This is a genomic window from Streptomyces sp. NRRL F-525, assembly GCF_000716605.1.
Taxonomy (GTDB): domain Bacteria; phylum Actinomycetota; class Actinomycetes; order Streptomycetales; family Streptomycetaceae; genus Streptomyces.
In genome coordinates this window covers 428,386-445,409 of sequence record NZ_JNXE01000001.1, presented here as the reverse complement: position 1 = coordinate 445,409, position 17,024 = coordinate 428,386, and the positions used below count along the sequence as shown (strand labels likewise).

Here is a 17,024-nt window from a genome sequence, read left to right as displayed (position 1 = left end):
CTCACGACACGCGGGGCTCCTCACGCCCTTCCTACCTGGATGGTTTCCATTGGGAAGCAGGATCCCTTGATGGTTACTACCTCCCGATAGGTACCTTGCGGGTCGTGGCCGCCGGTCCTCGTCGGCCCACCGCACGAGTCGAGGAGATCCATGATGAGTGAGACCCGGCAGTCGGCGACGATGCCCGCCGTCGCGTATCGCAAGAGCCTGCCGATCGACGACGCCGAGAGCCTGGTGGACGTCGAACTGCCCGTGCCGCAGCCGGGTCCCCACGATCTGCTGGTCCAGGTGGAGGCCGTCGCGGTCAACCCCGTCGACTACAAGGTGCGGCAGAGCAACGACCCGGGCGGCGAGCTCAAGGTGCTCGGCTGGGACGCCGCCGGCACGGTCGTCGCGGTCGGGGAGCAGGTCGAGCTGTTCGAGGTCGGCGACGAGGTCTTCTACGCCGGCGCGATCGACCGGCCGGGCACCAACTCCCGCTTCCACACGGTCGACGAGCGCATCGTCGGCCACAAGCCCCGCACGCTCTCCTTCGGCGAGGCGGCGGCGCTGCCGCTGACCTCCCTCACCGCCTGGGAGGGGCTGTTCGAACGCCTCGGTCTGCGCGAGGGCGCCACGGAGGAGACCGGCACCCTGCTGGTGACCGCGGCGGCGGGCGGCGTGGGGGCCATGGTCGCTCAACTGGCCCGAGCCCTCACCGGCTTGACCGTGATCGGCACGGCTTCCCGGCCGGAGACCGTCGAGTTCGCCCGTCGTATGGGCGTGACACATGTGGTCGACCACCACCGTCCGCTGCCGGAGCAGGTGGCCGAGGTGGCGCCCGGCGGGATCGACCACATCTTCGGCACCGCGGGGACGGACCGGAACCTCGCCGCGTACGCCGACATGCTCAAGCCGTTCGGCGGGCTGATCGCCATCGACGACTTCGGCCCCGTGGAGATCGGCCTGCTGAAGGCGAAGAGCATCTCCTTCCACTGGGAACTCATGTTCACCCGCTCGCTGTTCAAGACCCCGGACCAGGTGACGCAGCACCACATCCTCGACCGGATCGCCCACCTTGTGGACGCGGGCGCCCTGCGGACCACGGCCACGCGGGACCTCGGCACCGTCAACGCCGAGCACCTGCGCGAGGCGCATCGCATCCTGGAGTCCGGCAGCACCATCGGCAAGGTGACGCTCACCGGATTCTGAGTCCGCTGTGAACCTCCTTCTTCCTCGCTCCGTTTACAGGGCGGATGAAGAGCAGGCCTTCTCGTAACCATAGAAAGGTGACGGGCATGCAATTGATGAGGTTCACGCAGGAGCAGAGAATAGGCCACCTGCTCAGCTGGGCACATGAATGGAACGGAACCAGGCGAGGGCGAAGTATGTGGGCGTACTCCCTGAGCCTGGGGGGTTGTCACGCCCTTCTGAACGATTGGGTCAACAACGAACGGCTGATGAATCGACTCACCGCGGAGCAGCGGAACGCGGTGGAGGAAGCGCGTCAGCGGGCGGCCCGGCGTGAGACCGCCGTGGACCGGGTGGCTCGGTAACGGGCTATATCCGTCCGCCATTACGGGACCGTGTGCCGAGAAAGGGAGCGCCGAGGTCGTCGGCGCTCCCTCTGCGCGTTCCGGGCGGGCGTCACGCTCTCTCAGCATCGCCGGCCGCTCACGGGGTGTACCCCCGCTCGGCCAGCGCGGCCCGAAGTGCCTTGAGAGCAAGGTGTGTTCGGGACTTGACCGTGCCCGGCGGTATGCCCAGCGTCTCCGCCGTCCGGGCCACCGACCGGTCCAGGAACTCGACGTGGACGAGGATCTCGCGATGCTGCAGGGTCAGGTCGGCCAACGCCTCGCGCACGATCTTCCTGGTGAGGGCCGATTCCATGGACTCCGGGCCGGGCATGTCGTTCAGCGCGGTGTCGATCGTCTCCGGCGGCCGGGCCTTGCGTGCCCGGTAGCCGTCGATGACGAGGTTGCGGACGACCGCGACGAGCCACGGCCGGATGCCCTCCGCCTCGGGATCGAGGATGCCGGCGTTCTGCCAGGCGCGCAGGACGGCCTCCTGGACCAGGTCCTGGGCCTGATGGCTGTCGCCCCAGAGCAGTCCGGTGGTCACCCTCAGCAGGAACACCCCGTGTTTGTCGTAGACGGCGCGGATGAACGCCTCGTCGCGCGCCCTGTCGCGCGGTGCGCCGGTCCGGTCCGGCCGTACGTCCCGGATTCCTGTGTTGTGCCTCATGGCCACGTTCCCCCGATGCGCCGTGGGTCGATGCACGGCGCGCCAATTCGTTGAAAGCTGAACGGGGAAACCTTCGGGGGGACCCCTTGCCGGCGGCTTGATCTCCGCTTGCCCGGCCCGCGTCCGCGAGGACAGACGCAGGACAGCTGCAGGAAAGGCGCGGGAAAGGGCGCCCCGCCGAGCACGCGGACATGCCCTACAGGCGTGCGGGAGCCGGGGTGCCGGGGTTGCTCAGGAGCCGGCCACCCCCGGGATCTCCGCCAGGGCAGCGCGGACCGCCGCCTCCCGCAGTCCGGGGAGCTTGCCGGACCAGTCGCCCAGCAACTCGTCGCCGGGCAGGGTCCGGACGGCGGCGAGAGTGGTGCGGAGCCCGTCCACGTCGGCCGCACACGCCGGGCACTCCCGTACATGGCCGTCGACGCGTACGGCGTCCGCGGGATCGAGGGCCGCCAGGGCGTACGCGGCCAGTTCGGGTCTGTCCTGCTCGCAGTTCACCGCAGGTCACCGCTGTTCCGGAGCGACTTTGTGGTTGTTGACCCGGAACAGGTTGCGCGGGTCGTAGTGCCGCTTCAGGACCCGCAGCCGTTCCAGGTCCTCGGCGGTGAACACGTTCTCCGCCCGGTCGTCCCGCCCGGCGAAGTTCGTGTACGCCAGCCCCGTGGACCAGGGGCTCAGCCGCTCGACCAGCCCGCTGAGCATGGCCGTCCCGGCGTCGACGACCTCCGGCGGTCCGACGGTCGCTCCCCGCACGGTGAACACGGCGTCCCGGGCCGCGATGGGGCTCGCCGCGACCGGCCGATGGGCCAGCGCCCCGCCGAGATGCCTGATCTCCAGCACCGTGACGAGTCCGCCGGCCGCCAACTGGGCGCTCTCCACGAGGGATTCGACGGCCCGCGCCGGCAACTCGGCCAGCAGGGCGCCCTGTTCCTCGTACGGGAAGGGATCGGCCGGGTCGGCGTGCACGAGGGCGTACGCGCCGTAGGGATGACGGCCGACCGTGTCGATGACGCCCTCGCCGATGGCCCGGAAGGGTGCGATGCGCTTCTCGGCCTCCTCGTCGGAGCCGAGGTGGGTGACCCGGACGTGGGCGAGGAAGCGGCCGCGCAGGAGTTCCGGAATCTCCGGTACCGACGGGAAGTTGAGCAGCGCCACCGAGCAGGTGAAGGCGTCGGGTGCGTCGCGGACAACCTCGGGGAAGGTGCGGAGGACGGCCTCGACGTTCTCGGCGGGGAAGTAGATTCCGCCGCCGTAGAAGGAAGTTACCGGGAAGAGCCTGATCTCCAGCTCGGTCACGATCCCGAAGTTGCTGCGTCCGCCGCGCAGGCCCCAGAACAGCTCCGGTTCCAACTCCGGGGAGACGCGCCGCAGTTCACCGTCCGGTGTGACGACCTCGATCGCCACGACGTGGTCGGCGGCCCAGCCGTAGGACCGGCCGAGGAACGGGCTGAGTCCGCCGCCGAGCGTGGAGCCGACGGCTCCCAACAGCGGGCTGGATCCGTTCAGCGGCGCCAGTCCCTCCGCCTGGGCGGGCTCCACGACGTCCGACCAGAGCGCGCCCGCGGCCACCCGGGCCACGCCACGCTCGGCGTCGATCTCGACGGCGCGCATCGCACCTGTCGTGACGAGCAGGAAGTCGTCCTCGGCGGGGAACGGCTGGTGCCCGGTGGCCATGACCCCGACGGGCAGGTCACGCGCGGCGGCGAAACCGACCGCGGCCCGCACATCGGCGGCGCCGGCCGCGGCGACGACGAGGCAAGGCCGTTGCCGCGAGCGCGAGTTGAAGCCCGCGACCGCTCCCGCGTAGCCCGCGTCGTCCGGGGCGAACACGGATCCCTCGATCCGGTCGGCCAGTTCGGCGACGGTGTCCTCTCCGAGAACGATCCGCCCCTGGTACTCGGTCATGGTGCTGTGCCTTTCGTCGGAGAACCGGCCCTGTCCGACGGTCACTTGGCACAGCGAGGGACACGGCTCCGCGACCTGACGCAACGCGACACGGCGACGGAGACGTCCCGGGGACCAGGTGCCGTCTGGTCGCTGCTACGGCGCACACCCCGAAGAGGTTCACTGTCCGCGTACGACTCGTAGCCGACCCCGCCCGCCGCGGCCGGAGTCGCTCAGCTGAAGGCGGCCAGCACGGAGGGACTGTCCGCGAGCCAGTCGCACTGTGGGTGCGTCCCGCCCGGCGGGTTCGTCCCGTGGTGGGCGTCCAGCCTGTCCAGCAGTACGCCCACCGCGTGCCGGGCGAGCGGTTCCAGCAGTCCGGCGTGCGTCCGGCGCCCCCGGTCGATCCAGGCCCGCGCGACGTCCGGGGCGGTGGGGCTCGGCGGACCGAAGGTCGCGATCACCGCGAGACCGACGGCCGCTACGGCTCTGCGGTCGGGCGGCGCTGCCGGACAGTGCCAGACCCCGTGGAGAATCCGCTCCGCGTCCGCGAAACGACCGGCCCGGACCGCCAGCACCCCGCGCAGGTTGGCCACCGCCGCCTGGAGATCGTCGGCACTCAGTTCGTCCGCGAGCCGGCTCACGTCCGCCAACCGCTGCTCGGCCGACGCGAACTCCCGCTCGGTGATGTCCAGGCAGACCAGCCTGAGCAGGACATACGCCCAGCGGGTACGCGCCCCCACGGCACGCAGGATGCGGGCCGCCTCGGTCCACTGCTCGCGGGCCCGGGCGCGCAGGCCGTCGCTCTCGTCCGCGTCGCCGCAGAGGGTGAGGGAGAAGACCCGGGCGAAGTCGTCGTCGGCCGCGCGCGACGCCGCCACCGCGATCAGCCCGTGCCGCCGGGCGCCCTCGGTGTCCCCGTGCTGGAGGCAGTAGGTCGACCAGTTCGTCTGCAGGACCGCCCGGTCCCAGTGGAATTCCGTGTCCACCACGGCGGCCTCCCCCGCGGCGAAGCGTTCCTCCACGTCGTCGTGCCCGTTGAGCATCGCGTGGAGCGCGTCGTAGCAGCGGCCCAGGACGGCGAGGTCGGGGTTCTTCGCGTAGTGCCATGCCTCCTTGTGCCTGTCCACATAGGAACTGGCTTCCGTGTGGTGTCCGGCCACGTGATGGAGCCAGGTGAGCCAGGCGATGGTGTAGAAGAGCGCCCACTCGTCGTCCTCGGTGGGTTCCGCGGTCCGCCGGCCCGCTGTCGCGTCGTAGGCCTGAAGACTGCGCTGAAGGCGGTCGATTCCCTCCTCCTCGCGGCCGCTGATGAACCAGAAGTAGCCCAGCCGCGCCTCCAGCAGCAGGGCCTCGGCCTGCCTGGACCGGGCCGACATCAGGTCCGACGCCGCCCTGATGTTGGCGGACTCCTCGGTGAGGCGCCTGGCCCACTCCCGCTGGTCGGGCGAGGAGAGTCCCGCGCTGCCGTCACGGACGAAGCGGGCGGCCCACGTCATGAGCCGTTCCTCGGCCTCCGGTGCGCGGCCCTCCTCGCGGAGCCGGGTGAGCGCGTACTCGCGGACCGTCTCCAGCATCCGCAGCCGGTTGCCGTCGGGCGTGGAGACCGGGACGAGCAGGGACTTGTCGACCAACTGCCCCAGGACGTGCAGCAGTTCGGCACTGTCCGCCCCCGGCAGGGGAGTCGCCGCTTCCACGATGTCGAGGGAGCAGCCGCCCACGTACAGGGCGAGTTCCGTCAGCAGCCGCTGTTCGGTGGTGTCGAGGAGGGCGTAGCTCCAGTCGAGGACGGCGCGCAGGGTGCGGTGTCGGGCGGGCGCGGTGCGCTCCCCCTTGATCAGCAGGGTGAAGCGGTTGTCGAGGCGGGCCTCGATCTCCCGGACGGTCAGGAGCCGGACGTGCGCGGCGGCGAGTTCCACCGCCAGCGGCAGTCCGTCGAGCCTGCGGCAGAGGCGGCGGATGTCGTGCAGCGCCGCCGCGTCCGGGGCGAAGGACGGGTCGATCATCGCGGCGCGGGTGCCGAACAGGTCCGCGGCCTCCTCGTCCGGCATCGGCGCGAGCGGGTACAGCACCTCGGCCGCGACCTCCAGCGGCGCTCTGCTGGTGGTCAGGACGGTCAGTTCGGGACACCGGCCCAGCAGGGTCGCGACGAGTGGGGCGACGGCGTCGAGCAGGTGCTCGCAGTTGTCGAGGGCGAGGACGGCCGAGCGTCCGGCCAGGAACGAGGTGAGCCGGTGCACATAGTCGTGCGGCGGCTGGTCCGGCCGGACGGCGGTGTCGGACAGGCCGAGCGCGGAGGCCACCACCGCGAGCACGTTCGCGTCGTCGGCCGGGGCCAGGTCGACCCACCAGACGTTGCCGCGGGACGGCTGGACCAGCGCGCACACCTCAAGCGCCAGCCGGGTCTTACCGACGCCGCCCGGTCCCAGCACGGTCACCAGCCGCTCCCGGCCGACGACTTCGCACAGCGCTGCCAGTTCCTTGCGCCGGCCGATGAACGGGCCGAGGGGTCGGCTCAGGTTGCCTTCACAGGAGACGGAGCTCGGCTCCCGGACGTCTGTGCGCGGTGAGGAAGGTCGGTCGGGCCGGGTGACCGTCCCTCGGACAGCCGGCTCGGGCCCTTGCCGGGACGCCTCGGGCCCCTGGAGAGACGGATCGTGGCGGAGTATCGCGCCGTGCAGGGAACGCAGTTCCTCCGAGGGAGCGACACCGAGTTCGGACTTCAGCAGCCGACGCCCCGTGTCGTAGACCTCCAGCGCTTCCGCGAACCGCCCGCAGCGGTAGAGCGTGAGCATGAGTCGGGCCCGGGACCGCTCGCGCAGCGGTGCGAGGGACAGCAGGGCCTGCAGTTCGGGGATCAGTTCCTTCGCGCGGCCGAGTTCGAGGCCCGCGGCGGCCGCGTCCTCCAGAGCGCCCAGCCGCAGATCCTCGAGGCGGGTCCGCTCGGTCTCGAAGACCCGTCCCTCCAGGCCGTCCAGCGCGCGGCCGCGCCACATCGACAGCCCCCGCCGCAGCTCGCTCTCGGCCTTCTCGTACTCCTCCGCCGCCAGATGCTCACGCCCGTCCCGGACCACGGCCTCGAAGTCGGGTACGTCGATCTCGTCCTGCGGTCCCAGGACGATCCGATAGCCGCCGTGGTCGAACAACAGGCGGTTGTCCTCGCCCCGCGCCGCGAACGCCGCGCGCAGCTTGGCCATCTGGACCTGAAGGGCGCCGACCGGGTTCTTAGTGGTGCGCTCCTCCCACAGTTCGTCGACGAGGGTGTCGCGTTGTACGACCGCCCCGCGGGCGAGCAGCAGCCGTCCCACGATCGCCCGGGACACGGCGCCGGGCGGGACGACCGCGCCGTTGGCAGTCACCAGCTCCAGTCGGCCGAGCAGTCGAAAACGCATGCCCGCCATCCTGCCGTGGCCGGCCGAAAGCCCCGAAGGGCTCGTCGGCGCGTCGCGGAGCCGGCGGCCCGGGTCGACGTCCGTCGAGGTCCCTCGTGGTGAACCAAGTCGTGGGACGCGCCGTAGCCGTCAACGTTCACCGAGTTCGTCGCGGCACGACACGGCATCAGGAGCGGAAATGATCCGGAACATCGTCCTCTTCAAGCTCAACGAAGGCCTCACGCGCGAATCCCCCGAGGTCACGGAGGGATTCGAACTCGTGCGGAGACTCGACCAGGAGATCCCCGAGATCCGCCAGTGGGAAGTCGGATGGCACGTCTTCGACGAGACGCCCGCCTCCTACGACTTCGCCCTGAACAGCCTTTTCGACGACACCGCCGCCTTCCAGCGCTATTTCAACCACCCCGCGCACCTGGCCGCGATCGCCCACTGGATGCACCACGCTTCGTGGGTGGTCGTGGACATCCACATCTGAGGCCCGTGACGCCCGGAGCCTCGCGTTGCGGGCGTCGATCGCCTCCCGCGTGGGGGGAACCCCGAGGTCACCCCACCCGCCAAGGTGAACTGCCCCCGGTCTACGGCTACTTCCTCGCCGTGCTGCTGACCGGCCCGGTCCACCTGTACGTCAGCCGCGGCCCGCGCCACCCGGCCGAGCAGGGTGCCCGGCAGGCAGAAAACCCGCCGGGCACCCTTCCCCGATCACTGGCGCCTACCGCATCATCGCGACGTCAGGCCCGAGATCCGCCACAGACCGTCACCCGCGCCACCGGCCATGTACGCCTCCCCGGACGCCGTCAGCGAGAAGCTGAAGCCGTTGATCCCGAGGAGGTTGGTGACGTGGGACTGCACCCCGGTGGCGGCGTTCACCCGCTTCACCTCGTCGCCGACCATGAAGTAGACGAGGCCGTCGCCGCCCACCGAGATCGACGTGGGTTCGTAGGCCTCGCTCGCCAGCACCCGCGTCGTACCGGTGGTCACGTTCGTCTGCAGGATGCGGCCCTGGCCCATGTCCGCGGTGTAGGCGAGTCCCGCCTTGTCGAACGCGAGGCCGTAGGAGAAGCCGAGCCCCGTGGCCACCACGCGCGATGTCCCGCCGTCCGGGACGGCGACGATCTCTCCGTTGCCGTCGGTGACATAGGTCGTGGTGCCGGAGCGGGCCACGCCGAAGAGCGAGGGCAGGCCGGCGGCCAGGGTGCGGCGAGCGCCCGTGGCGAGGGTGACCTGCTGGAGCGTGCCGTCGAAGGCGGTGATGTACGCGCTGCCGTCGGCGACGGCGACCCCGCGGAGGTTGCCGAGCCCGGTGGTGACCGTGTCGAGCGCTCCGGTGGCCAGGTCGAGCTTGAGCAGATCGCCTCCCGAGTACGCCAGATACAGCGAGCCGGCGTTGTCGGAGGCGATGGCGACCGGTGAACCGGCCGCCGGCGCGATCCGTACACAGTCCGCGGACGGGCACTTGATGTCCCCCGTCGCGGCAACTGCCGGAGCGGCAAGGGTCATTGTGGCCCCCGACGCGAGCAACGCGCCGAGTGCCAGCGCCACGCCGAACGCGCGCCCACGGCTGGTGAGCGAGCGGGCGGGACGGTCGAGCGGGAGTCGCGTCGCGGTCCTAGATCTCATCATTGAGTCCATCCGTTCCTGTCCGTCGACGATGGGTACGCGCCCACGGGATCGCCGCGGGCACCGCACTGGCTACGCACAGGGATACGGGGAGGTTCACCAAGGGGTCGAATTCAGGTCCGGACTTTTGACGGCGGGCGGTACCCGGCCAGGAGCAGTACCGCGCCCGTCCGAATCCGCCGAAGTGGCGGCCCGATCGCCCTGCCGCCAGGCTGACAGCAGACGTGCCACCACACAGGACGAACAAGACCGCGCAGACACACAAGGGGACTGGTTCCACATGCAGATCGATCTGACCGGACGCACCGCCCTGGTGACGGGCTCGACGCAGGGCATCGGCGCCGCGATCGCCGCCGGACTCGCGCGCTCCGGCGCCCGGGTCGGGGTGAACGGCCGGGACGAGAAACGGGTCGCGGAGGGTGTGGCGCGGCTCGCGGCGGAGGTCCCCGGCGCGGACTTCGTCCCCGTGGCCGCCGACGTCGCGAACGAGGAGGGCGCCCAGCGCGTCCTGGAGTCGCTGCCCGAGGTGGACATCCTCGTCAACAACCTGGGCATCTTCGGCTCCGCCGACCCGCTGGAGATCAGCGACGAGGAGTGGCGGCGCTATTTCGAGGTGAACGTGCTGGCCGCGGTCCGGCTGACCCGCATGTACCTGCCGGGCATGACGGCACGCGGCTGGGGCCGGATCCTGAACATCGCCAGTGACTCGGCGGTCGTCATCCCGGCCGAGATGATCCACTACGGCATGTCCAAGACCGCCCTCCTCGCCGTCGGCCGCGGCTTCGCGAAGCAGGCGGCGGGCACGGGCGTGACGGTCAACTCGGTCATCGCCGGCCCGACCCACACCGGCGGCGTCGAGGACTTCGTCTACGAACTCGTCGACCGCGACCTGCCCTGGGACGAGGCCCAGCGCGAGTTCATGCGGAAGCACCGGCCGCAGTCCCTGCTGCAACGGCTGATCGAGCCCGAGGAGATCGCCCACATGGTCGTCTACCTCAGCTCCGACCAGGCCTCGGCCACAACCGGCGGAGCCCTGCGCGTCGACGGCGGATACATCGACTCGATCCTGCCCTAGCGCCCTCAACTCATAGTCGCCGCACGCACTTCGTCCCCCAGAACTATGGTGTCCCACCACATGTGCCGCTGACGTGCCCCTTCCTACCGTGTGCCATCACGTACCCGTCCCCACGGCACCCAAGGAAGTGGCGCACATGGCCTCGGCAACCCCCGCTCCCCCACCCCCCGCCAACCTCAAACGCATCGTCGCCGCCAGCCTCATCGGCACCACCATCGAGTGGTACGACTTCTTCCTCTACGGCTCCGCGGCCGCCCTCGTGTTCAACAAGCTGTTCTTCCCCGACTCCGACCCGCTCGTCGGCACCCTGCTCTCCTTCCTGACCTATGCCGTGGGTTTCGCGGCCCGCCCCCTCGGTGCCCTCGTCTTCGGGCACTACGGCGACCGGCTCGGCCGCAAGAAGCTGCTGGTGCTGAGCCTGCTGCTGATGGGCGGGGCGACCTTCGCCATCGGGCTGCTGCCGACCCACGCGACCGTCGGAGCTGCGGCCCCGGTCCTGCTCACCGCGCTGCGCCTGGTGCAGGGCTTCGCGCTCGGCGGCGAGTGGGGCGGAGCCGTCCTGCTCGTCTCGGAGCACGGAGACGCCCGCAGGCGCGGCTTCTGGGCGTCGTGGCCCCAAACCGGCGCCCCCACGGGGCAGTTGCTCGCGACAGGCGTGCTGTCCCTGCTCACCGCCGTCCTCTCGGACGAGGCCTTCGGCAGCTGGGGCTGGCGCATCCCGTTCCTGCTCTCCGGTGTCCTGGTCGCCGTCGGTCTGTGGATCCGTCTGTCCGTCGATGAATCCCCGGTGTTCCAGGAGGCGTTGGCCCAGGCACAGGCCCGCAAGGCCGCCGCCCGGACAACATCCGGAAGCACCGCCCCCGAGCAACTCCCGCTCGTCTCCGTACTGCACCACCACTGGCGCGACATCCTCGTCGCGATGGGCGCCCGCATGGCGGAGAACATCAGCTACTACGTGATCACCGCCTTCATCCTCGTCTACGCCACCACCTCGGCCGGCGTCTCCCGACAGACGGCCCTGAACTCCGTACTCATCGCCTCCGCCGTGCACTTCGCCGTCATCCCGGCCTGGGGCGCCCTGTCGGACCGGATCGGACGCCGGCCCGTGTATCTGCTGGGCGCGGTGGGCATCGGGCTGTGGATGTTCCCCTTCTTCTCGCTGATCGACACCGGCGACTTCGGCAACCTGGTCCTCGCCGTGACCGTCGGCCTGGTCCTGCACGGCGCGATGTACGCGCCCCAAGCCGCCTTCTTCTCCGAGATGTTCGCGACCCGGATGCGGTACTCCGGCGCTTCCATCGGCGCCCAGTTCGCCTCGGTCGCGGCGGGCGCCCCGGCCCCGCTGATCGCCACCGCCCTGCTGGCCGACTACGGCAGCTCGACCCCGATCGCCCTGTATGTGATCGCGGCGGTCGTCCTGACCCTGATCGCGGTGGGCCTGGCCAAGGAGACCCGGCACCGCGACCTGACCGAGATCGAGTCCACCACCGACGACCGGGCCGCGACGACCGCTCCCGCGAAGGACGCCGCGGACGCCCGCACCGCCTGACCACCGTGCGCGGCACCGGCCCTCGTACGCCCCGCGCCTACGAGGGTCACCGCCGCGCCGGAGCAGCCAACCTCCTGAGTCTCAGGGCGAGTTGGATCTCCAGGACACGTCCCGGTTCCTGCCAGTCCTCGCCGAGGAGCCGGCCCACCCGCTCCAGCCGCTGGGCGACGGTGTTGACGTGGACGTGCAGATCGTCCTTCGTCCGGGCCGGGCTCATGCCGCAGGCGAAGTAGGCGTCCAGCGTGCGCAGCAGATCCGTACGGCGCCGCTCGTCGTACCGCACGAGCCGCCCGATGGTCCGCTCGACGAAGCCCCCGATGTCCCGGTCCCCGGCGAGGAGCAGTCCGAGGAAGCCGAAGTCCTCGGCGGCGGCGCCGTCTCCCGTACGGCCCAACAGCCGCAGGGCGTCGAGGCAGCGACGCCCTTCCTCGTAGGCGGCGACCACTACGTCGGGCCGGGCACCGGGTTTCTCGACGGGGGCGGAGGCGCCGACGGTGACCGCTTCGTGGACCGCCGCTCCCAGGTGGGCGGCGGTGCGCCGGGCCAGGTCCGTGGCGGTGTCGCCGGGGTCGAGTGGCAGCAGGAGAACCGTGCCGCCGTCGCGGGCGGCGGCCAGTCCGTGCCGGGTCCCGGCGAGGTGCGAGGCGGCGGACCACAGGCGTCTGCGGGCGGCGGCCTCCTGGTCTGCGTCGCCGGCCGTGCCGTCCAGCCGGGCGGCGAGGACGACATGGGTGGCGTCCAGGTCGGCGTCCAGTCTGGACGCACGCTCCCGCAACAGCCGTGGGTCACCGTCACGGGCGTCGAGCAGATCGTCCAACAGCTCGCCGCGCACGCGCTGTTCGGCCTCGGCGGCCGACCGCCGGGCGAGCAGGAGCAGGGAGGTGACCATGGCGGCGCGCTCCAGGGTGCGCTGGTCGACGGGGTCGAGGCCGGGGTGGCCGCGCAGCACGAGCGCGCCGAGCAGTTCGCCGCCGGCGGCCACGGCGGCGATCCAGTCGTCCCGGTGCCGCACCGCGTGACCTTCGACGCGGGACGCCTCCAGCGCCTTCGTGGGAGCGGCGTCGATCTCGGTGAACTCGACCACTCCGTCGAGGACTTGGGAGACGGCGGCAGCCACGTCGTGGACTCCGCCGCCGCGCAGCACGAGTTCGGCCAGCCGGTCGTGGATGTCCGACGCGCGCTCGATGACTCCGCTGCGGTCCTGGATGATCTCGTTGGCGCGCTCCAGACCGGCCAGGGCCGAGCGCGTCTCGGTGAGCAGGTTCGCGGTGTCGATGGCGGCCGCGGCGAGCGCGGCGAAGGAGCCGAGCAGCGCGATCTGCTCCCGCTCGAAGACCCGCGCCCGCCGGTCCGCCGCGAACAGCACCCCGATGACACGGTGCCCGAGCATCAACGGCACCCCGAGGATCGCCACCAGCCCCTCGTCCCGCACCCCGGTGTCGATGGTGAGGGTGTGCTGGAAGCGGTCGTCCTTGAAGTAGTCGTCGGTGACGTACGGCCGTGCCGTCTGGGCCACGAGTCCGCCGAGCCCCTCCCCCATGCCCAGCCGCAGCTGCTGGAAGCGGGCCGCGACCGAGCCCTCGGTCACCCGCATGTAAGTGTCGCCCCTGGCCGGGTCGTTGAGGCTGAGGTAGGCGATGTCGGTGCCGAGCAGCGACCGGGCGCGCTGGACGATCGCCCGCAGTACGGCGTCGAGGTCGCGCAGTCCTGCGAGGTCGTGGGCCGTCTCGAAGAGCGCGGACAGCTCGGCCTCGCGCCGTCGGCGTTCCTCCAGCTCCGAACGCACGCGCAGCGCGAGCACCTTGGCGTGTTCGAGCCCGGCGATCGCCTCGGCCGGTCTTCCGTCGGCGCGGGCGAGCAGCACCGGCTGCTCGTAGGCGTCGGCGGAGGCGCCCCGGGCCAGCAGGTCGAGGAACGGCGTCTCGGCACTGCTCGGTCGCGCTGCGGCACCGGTGGCGGTGGCGGAGCGCTCGGCGGACTGCACGTGATCGCTGGACATGCTCACAGGATTCCCCATCGCCGGGCCGGCCGGTCAGGCCTGTGGATAACTCGAGAATCGCCTGCGCGCCCGGTGCTTCAGTGCGCGGTCCAGCCGCCGTCCAGTACCAGCGAGGTGCCGGTGACGAAGGACGCGTGCGGGCCGCAGAGATAGGCGACGGCCTCGGCGACCTCCTCCGGTTCGATGAGCCGTTTGACCGCGCTGTCCTGCAGGAGCACCTCGGTCAGCACGCGTTCCTCGGGGATGCCGTGCGCCTGTGCCTGGTCGGCGAGTTGTCGCTCGACCAGGGGGGTGCGCACATAGGCGGGGTTCACACAGTTCGAGGTGACGCCGTGGGGTGCGCCTTCGAGGGCGGCGGTCTTGGAGAGTCCCTCCAGACCGTGTTTGGCGGCCACATACGCGGACTTGAAGGCGGAGGCGCGCAGCCCGTGGACGGAGGACACATTGACGATCCGCCCCCAGCCCTGCCCGTACATGTGGGGCAGGGCCCCGCGGATGAGCCGGAAGGGCGCCTCCAGCATCACGGTGAGCACCGTGTGGAAGACGTCGGGCGGGAACTCCTCGATGGGGCGCACCAGTTGGAGCCCCGCGTTGTTCACCAGGACGTCCGTACCGGCGGCGGCGTGCTCGGCGGCGTCCAGGTCGGTGAGGTCGAGGACGTGCGGTTCGACGGTGCCGGCGAGGCCCTGCGCCTGCTCGGCGAGCGCCGCCAGTCCCGGGGCGTCCACGTCGACCGCTCTGACCTTCGCCCCGGCCGCCGCCAGCCGCAGCGTGCAGGCGCGGCCGATACCGCCGGCGGCACCGGTGACGAGGGCGGTACGGCCGCTGAGGTCGAGGAGGTTCGCGTGGGTCCCCGGGAGGGCGTTGGGCACGGTCATGGGGCGAGCCTAGACAGCGGCCCCGCCCTACCGCATATGGGCCGAGCACATACTTCAGTCGGAACTCGTGGTGTCAAACCATGTGGGTGCGTCGGCCAGGGTCTGCTTGATCCGCAACAGCTGGTGATCGCTGAGCTCGGGCAGCGCGTCCAGCTCGAACCAGCCGACCTCCAGCGACTCGTCGTCGTTCACGGCCGCCTCACCACCGACGGCCCGGCACTGCAGCGTGATGTCCATGAACTGGCAGGCATCGCCGTTGGGATAGCTGATCGGTCCCCCGGCCTTCACCATGACGACCCGCTCCGCGACGCACTCGACGGCCGTCTCCTCGAACACCTCGCGCACCGCGCAGACCGCGGGCTGCTCACCGGGGTCGGGGATGCCGGAGGGCAGCGCCCACTCGTGGTTGTCCGCCCGCTTGCCCAGCAGGATGCGACCCGCGTCGTCGAAGACGACGGCGCTGACCCCGGGAAGCCAGAGCAGTTGATGCCCCGCGGAGGCCCGGATCGTACGGATGAAATCAGGAGTAGCCATGCTCCGACCCTAACGGGACGATCCATGGCCACTCCACGAACTACCGTGCGCACGGCGGGCGTACAGCAGGCGTACGGCTACACGTCGCCCGCGCGCCGCCCGCGCACACCGGCGGCGACCGCCCAGCCGAGACCGGCCGCGGCGATGAGCACCAGGGCCATCTCGGGCAGGATGCCGAGCCTGGTGGCCGGGGTCTCCGAGGAGCGCAGCGGCACCTTCTGGACCAGGGAGTCGGCGACGAACATGCCGGTCTTCTGGGTGATCTTCCCGTCCGGCATGATGATCGCGCTCACGCCGCTGGTCACCGGGACGGTGACGGTCCGGCTGTGCTCGACCGCGCGGACCCGGGACATGGCGAGCTGCTGGTAGGTCATCTCGCTGCGGTCGAAGGTCGCGTTGTTGCTGGGCACGGAGATCAACTGGGCGCCGTCGGTGACCTCGGAGCGCACGGCCCAGTCGAAGGCGGCCTCGTAGCAGGTGACCAGGCCGATCTTGGCGCCGTTCATGGTGAAGACGCCCGGCTTGGTGCCCCGGCTGAAGTCCTGGCGGACCATGCTGGTCCAGTTCTTGTTGATCGCCCCGAGCAGCGAGCGCATCGGGAGGTACTCGCCGAACGGCTGGATCTGCCGCTTGTCGTAGGTGTCGGTCGGGCCCTTCACCGGGTCCCAGAGGATCTGCTCGTTGTAGAGCTTGCCACCCCGTTCGACGACACCGCCGACCGAGATGGGCGCGCCGATCGCCTTGGCCGCCGCGTCGATGTCGGTGTACGCCTGCGCGTCGGCGAAGGGATCGACGTCGGAGGAGTTCTCCGGCCACAGGACGACATCGGGCTTGGCGACCTTGCCCGCCTTGACCTTGGCGGCCAGCCGCAGGGTCTCCTTGACGTGGTAGTCGAGCACGGCCCGCCGCTGGGCGTTGAACTCCAGCCCCGCGCGCGGGACGTTGCCCTGGATGACCGCGACCGTCGTGGTGCCGTCCTCGGCCTTGTCACTGACCAGCCCCCGCGCGGCGACCGCACCGACCACGGGTACGGCCACGCTCAGCAGCGCCACGGCAGCGGCGGACCGCCGTACGACCCGGGTGTCGCGGGTCTCCAGGGCCAGGCGCACGATCTCGTACAGGCCGAAGCCGCACAGGACGACCGCGAAACCCAGGACCGGGGTGCCGCCCACCGCGGCGAGCGGCAGGAAGACGCCGTCCGCCTGGCCGAACGCGATCTTGCCCCAGGGAAAGCCGTGGAAGGGGACACGCGCGCGTACCGCCTCACCGGCGATCCACAGTGCCGCCGCCCACAGCGGCCAGGCGGGCAGCTTCGAGACCGCGGTGATGGCCGCGCCGACCAGCGCGACGAAGATCGCCTCGACCACGACCAGCGCGATCCAGGGCCCCGGGCCGACCTCGACGCCGGTCCACACCAGCAGCGGCAGCAGGAATCCGAGGCCGAAGAGGTAGCCGAGACCGAGGCCCGCCTTCCAGCTGCGGCCGCGCAGCACCCACCCGAAACAGGCGAACGCGGGCAGCGCCAGCCACCACAGGGTGCGCGGCGGGAAACTGACGTAGAGCAGCACTCCGGAGAGTGCGGCTACGGCGGCCGGGACCAGACGGACGAGGCGGGCGAGGCGCGATGTGGGCGCGGCCTGCGGCTCCAGCTGGTCCGACTCGCCCGCGGAAGTTGCGGTGACGGTCACTCCGGGAGTGTACGGCGGTAATCCTCGGCGCCGACAGCACGGTCCGGATGGCAGCCCGGGGCACTGAGCAGGGCCGCAGCAGCATCGTTCCTGCGCAACTCGTCCACAAATCGGTCATCAGCCGTTACGGTGTGCCGGAGCCCCAGTCGTGCGGTCGGTCCAGGCCAGGACGGCCGGGGCCGGTCACG

The 17,024-nt window shown here is 71.0% G+C and carries 13 protein-coding genes; 4 read left to right on the top strand and 9 right to left on the bottom strand.

Going from position 1 to position 17,024, the window contains the following annotated elements:
• The first annotated feature begins 180 nt into the window (after positions 1–180).
• Positions 181–1,191 carry a zinc-binding alcohol dehydrogenase family protein gene (locus tag OO69_RS01985; RefSeq protein ID WP_420707846.1) on the top strand — a complete coding sequence of 337 codons (1,011 nt, stop codon included), beginning with the start codon at positions 181–183 and terminating at the stop codon, positions 1,189–1,191.
• A 462-nt stretch (positions 1,192–1,653) separates the two neighbouring features.
• On the opposite strand, the gene OO69_RS01980 is transcribed toward OO69_RS01985, so the two are convergent.
• The 4 genes from OO69_RS01980 to OO69_RS01965 form a co-directional block, all read right to left on the bottom strand.
• Positions 1,654–2,223: a sigma-70 family RNA polymerase sigma factor gene (locus OO69_RS01980; protein ID WP_033278546.1), complete on the bottom strand. Its 570-nt coding sequence runs from the start codon at positions 2,221–2,223 to the stop codon at positions 1,654–1,656.
• A 231-nt stretch (positions 2,224–2,454) separates the two neighbouring features.
• Positions 2,455–2,718, bottom strand: a complete 264-nt coding sequence (locus OO69_RS01975; protein WP_033278545.1) for a zf-HC2 domain-containing protein — start codon at positions 2,716–2,718, stop codon at positions 2,455–2,457.
• 6 nt (positions 2,719–2,724) lie between these two features.
• Positions 2,725–4,125 carry an FAD-binding oxidoreductase gene (locus OO69_RS01970; protein ID WP_033278779.1) on the bottom strand — a complete coding sequence of 467 codons (1,401 nt, stop codon included), beginning with the start codon at positions 4,123–4,125 and terminating at the stop codon, positions 2,725–2,727.
• Positions 4,126–4,337: 212 nt separating this feature from the next.
• Positions 4,338–7,496 (bottom strand): AfsR/SARP family transcriptional regulator, encoded by a 3,159-nt coding sequence (locus OO69_RS01965; protein ID WP_234444308.1) that lies wholly within the window; start codon positions 7,494–7,496, stop codon positions 4,338–4,340.
• A 178-nt stretch (positions 7,497–7,674) separates the two neighbouring features.
• Between OO69_RS01965 and OO69_RS01960 the strand changes: the two genes are divergently transcribed.
• Positions 7,675–7,971, top strand: a complete 297-nt coding sequence (locus OO69_RS01960; protein WP_033278543.1) for a Dabb family protein — start codon at positions 7,675–7,677, stop codon at positions 7,969–7,971.
• A 242-nt stretch (positions 7,972–8,213) separates the two neighbouring features.
• Here the strand turns inward: OO69_RS01960 and OO69_RS01955 are convergent, their stop codons facing one another.
• Complete coding sequence (locus OO69_RS01955; RefSeq protein ID WP_234444307.1) at positions 8,214–9,113, bottom strand: hypothetical protein; 900 nt, start codon at positions 9,111–9,113, stop codon at positions 8,214–8,216.
• Positions 9,114–9,393: 280 nt separating this feature from the next.
• On the opposite strand from OO69_RS01955, the gene OO69_RS01950 reads away from it, so the two are divergent.
• Together OO69_RS01950 and OO69_RS01945 are read left to right on the top strand one after the other, a co-directional pair.
• On the top strand, positions 9,394–10,188 hold the full coding sequence (locus OO69_RS01950; protein ID WP_033278541.1) for an SDR family NAD(P)-dependent oxidoreductase: 795 nt from the start codon (positions 9,394–9,396) through the stop codon (positions 10,186–10,188).
• A gap of 136 nt (positions 10,189–10,324) precedes the next feature.
• Positions 10,325–11,737, top strand: coding sequence for an MFS transporter (locus tag OO69_RS01945; protein WP_033278540.1), 1,413 nt, complete (start codon positions 10,325–10,327; stop codon positions 11,735–11,737).
• Positions 11,738–11,783: 46 nt separating this feature from the next.
• On the opposite strand, the gene OO69_RS01940 is transcribed toward OO69_RS01945, so the two are convergent.
• From OO69_RS01940 to lnt, 4 genes are all read right to left on the bottom strand, one after another.
• The gene (locus tag OO69_RS01940; RefSeq protein WP_033278539.1) at positions 11,784–13,736 is read right to left on the bottom strand and encodes a helix-turn-helix domain-containing protein; all 1,953 of its coding nucleotides are present in this window, start codon (positions 13,734–13,736) and stop codon (positions 11,784–11,786) included.
• A 77-nt stretch (positions 13,737–13,813) separates the two neighbouring features.
• Positions 13,814–14,614, bottom strand: a complete 801-nt coding sequence (locus tag OO69_RS01935) for a 3-hydroxybutyrate dehydrogenase (RefSeq protein ID WP_033278538.1) — start codon at positions 14,612–14,614, stop codon at positions 13,814–13,816.
• Between the two features lie 54 nt (positions 14,615–14,668).
• Positions 14,669–15,148 carry an NUDIX hydrolase gene (locus OO69_RS01930; protein ID WP_033278537.1) on the bottom strand — a complete coding sequence of 160 codons (480 nt, stop codon included), beginning with the start codon at positions 15,146–15,148 and terminating at the stop codon, positions 14,669–14,671.
• Positions 15,149–15,225: 77 nt separating this feature from the next.
• Positions 15,226–16,836: an apolipoprotein N-acyltransferase gene (gene lnt / locus OO69_RS01925; protein WP_033278536.1), complete on the bottom strand. Its 1,611-nt coding sequence runs from the start codon at positions 16,834–16,836 to the stop codon at positions 15,226–15,228.
• Positions 16,837–17,024 lie beyond the last annotated feature (188 nt).

Bases quoted from the DNA above. Each gene is read 5' to 3' on its own strand.
- OO69_RS01985 (WP_420707846.1), top strand. From the start codon at position 181: ATGCCCGCCGTCGCGTATCGCAAGAGCCTGCCGATCGACGACGCCGAG.
- OO69_RS01980 (WP_033278546.1), bottom strand. From the start codon at position 2,223: ATGAGGCACAACACAGGAATCCGGGACGTACGGCCGGACCGGACCGGC.
- OO69_RS01970 (WP_033278779.1), bottom strand. From the start codon at position 4,125: ATGACCGAGTACCAGGGGCGGATCGTTCTCGGAGAGGACACCGTCGCC.
- OO69_RS01965 (WP_234444308.1), bottom strand. From the start codon at position 7,496: ATGCGTTTTCGACTGCTCGGCCGACTGGAGCTGGTGACTGCCAACGGC.
- OO69_RS01960 (WP_033278543.1), top strand. From the start codon at position 7,675: ATGATCCGGAACATCGTCCTCTTCAAGCTCAACGAAGGCCTCACGCGC.
- OO69_RS01955 (WP_234444307.1), bottom strand. From the start codon at position 9,113: ATGAGATCTAGGACCGCGACGCGACTCCCGCTCGACCGTCCCGCCCGC.
- OO69_RS01950 (WP_033278541.1), top strand. From the start codon at position 9,394: ATGCAGATCGATCTGACCGGACGCACCGCCCTGGTGACGGGCTCGACG.
- OO69_RS01945 (WP_033278540.1), top strand. From the start codon at position 10,325: ATGGCCTCGGCAACCCCCGCTCCCCCACCCCCCGCCAACCTCAAACGC.
- OO69_RS01940 (WP_033278539.1), bottom strand. From the start codon at position 13,736: ATGTCCAGCGATCACGTGCAGTCCGCCGAGCGCTCCGCCACCGCCACC.
- OO69_RS01935 (WP_033278538.1), bottom strand. From the start codon at position 14,614: ATGACCGTGCCCAACGCCCTCCCGGGGACCCACGCGAACCTCCTCGAC.
- OO69_RS01930 (WP_033278537.1), bottom strand. From the start codon at position 15,148: ATGGCTACTCCTGATTTCATCCGTACGATCCGGGCCTCCGCGGGGCAT.